Below are 2,062 nucleotides of genomic sequence, written 5' to 3'. Positions count from 1 at the left end.
CAAACTCTCCGATAAAGATCTAGCTCAAAAAGAATTAACAGGTCATGCTTCACTCTTTAGTTTTCAAGGAACACTCTCCGTCGCCGCCGTTTTTATCACGACGACAATTTATATTCTATCACATCGCTGTCACGCTTGTCAACAACTTTTTTTGTTTTGTTCTCTCGCTTTTTGCAAGATGTTGTCGTATCAGCGACGAAAATAAATATACTACCCTTTTATTTGATTGTCAACACCTCTTTTGAGATTTATTTTATTTCCATCATTTTATGCACATGTAAACCCGGACGGAAACAAAAAACATACTTGCCGTCACTCGGCCGACTTGAACGATCCCTCCCCCCTCGAGCAGTTTGCAGCTCTCCATGTTTGACCGAATCGATCAATGTCTTTCCTCTGCTTTAAAGTACCTAAAAACAACCTGGTGTTTTCTGCTCAAACCAGTGATGAAAAACGCTTTTACCGTTTTCCCATAACTAAAGAATCCGGCCGGCACGTTTATCAACCGTGGAGAACCAGCGGGAAACAAAAAGAGAGGCGCAGGAAATGCAGACAAGGATCGGAACGCCCGGTTTCGGGACACGCTGGCAAGAGCCCGGGTCAAAAAACCCCCCAACTTTCAACTTTCATGCAGATACCTTGATTTCGACAACATCAGATGATGCAAAGTTCCTTAAAACAGCGCTTCTCCTGTTTACCGGATCTTCCTGTCAGGATGAAGGATTCTGAACCAATCAACCGCTCGTGTATGATAACGGGCATTCTCCAATTCGGAATTAACGACCCAAGTTTCCTTGTACGCTCATAAGTTCCATTCCCGTCAAGGCACATGCATCCTCTAAGGTTTACGACCCACCACAATCCGTACAGGAGGAAAAATAAAATAATGGGGACCGGCAATCTGAACGCCTGTCGCTCCCAACTCTTCAAAAATCGCGGCATATTCATCAACATGCCGGAAATCGAGAATCGCAAAATGTCCTCCCGGCTTGAGCACCCGGAATATTTCCCCGAGCGCTTTGCGACGTTCATCTTTATCGTAAATATTGTGCAGGGCCAGACTGGAAACAATCACATCAAATTCATTGTCCGAAAACGGAATATCCCGCGCATCAGCAGATACGACTTCGACGCGTTCTCTTACTCCTTCTCTTTCGGCGTTTTCCAGAGTTACATCAGGATGATTGCCCGATTGATCCTGTTCATTCCAAATATCAATTCCGATTGCCTTACCTCTGTCCAGGCGTTTGGCAGCAGCATTCAGAACGAGTCCTCTCCCGCATCCGATATCGAGCACTTTTTCATCTCCCCGCCAAGGGACGAGATCAAGCAGTTTCTCCCGTTCATAATACTTCCCGACTTTGCTGCTCCAAATCATATAAACGGCTTCAATGAGACAAATCAACCCCAAAAGGAAGGGAATCGTTCCGATCCATCGCCAAGCACCGGCAAAAGCAAAAAAAGTCCCCATACAGAGAAGAAGCAAAACGATGCCGATCAACGCCAAGTTTCGAATGACACCAGGAGCATCTATGCCATAATCCCCTTTTTGATTACCAGTCTTATCCATTCACTTCACCTGCCTGTCGTTTTTTGAATGTTTATGGGTAGTGTAACGGAAACCCGGATGACGCAGCTCAGATGAGCTTCATTTCCATTATACAAATTCGGATAAACACTTTGACACCTGCCTGACCAAAAACGTGTGAATGCTTGATCACCTGCATCCATTTCCCAGCAACAAACTCAAAAGTAACATCGTTTGCTGCATATGACCTGACAGGAACAGAGGAACGAACTTACTGCCGGGGACATTTGCAACGCTTATAAATTCCATTATTCAGGAAACAATCCAGGGATTCAAAAGGATTCCTCCTGGATAACATCATCTTCATCCACAAAGTGAATCAATGTAAGAAGGGATCCCGGCTGACAGAAGCACTCAAAACAGAGGCGCGATGAAGAAAGGATGGAGAAGGAGGATGAATCGAAGGAAATAAAAATAACAAAGACAACAATGAAAAAGCCACCTCGTTGGAGGTGGCTTGTATCTTTGCCTGGC

The 2,062-nt window shown here is 44.9% G+C and carries 3 protein-coding genes; 1 reads left to right on the top strand and 2 read right to left on the bottom strand.

Going from position 1 to position 2,062, the window contains the following annotated elements:
- Window positions 1–205 (top strand): hypothetical protein (locus tag I8U18_RS17945; RefSeq protein ID WP_232336453.1); only part of this gene is annotated, 205 nt, incomplete at its 5' end.
- A 633-nt stretch (window positions 206–838) separates the two neighbouring features.
- Here the strand turns inward: I8U18_RS17945 and I8U18_RS17480 are convergent.
- Together I8U18_RS17480 and I8U18_RS17940 are read right to left on the bottom strand one after the other, a co-directional pair.
- Complete coding sequence (locus I8U18_RS17480; RefSeq protein WP_033102438.1) at window positions 839–1,570, bottom strand: class I SAM-dependent methyltransferase; 732 nt, start codon at window positions 1,568–1,570, stop codon at window positions 839–841.
- A 290-nt stretch (window positions 1,571–1,860) separates the two neighbouring features.
- Window positions 1,861–2,062 (bottom strand): hypothetical protein (locus I8U18_RS17940; protein ID WP_232336452.1); only part of this gene is annotated, 202 nt, incomplete at its 5' end.

Source organism: Thermoactinomyces sp. CICC 10522 (assembly GCF_016055075.1).
Lineage (GTDB): Bacteria > Bacillota > Bacilli > Thermoactinomycetales > Thermoactinomycetaceae > Thermoactinomyces_A > Thermoactinomyces_A daqus.
The sequence above is the reverse complement of the archived record's forward strand: the minus strand, read 5'-3'. Positions and strand labels throughout refer to the sequence as shown.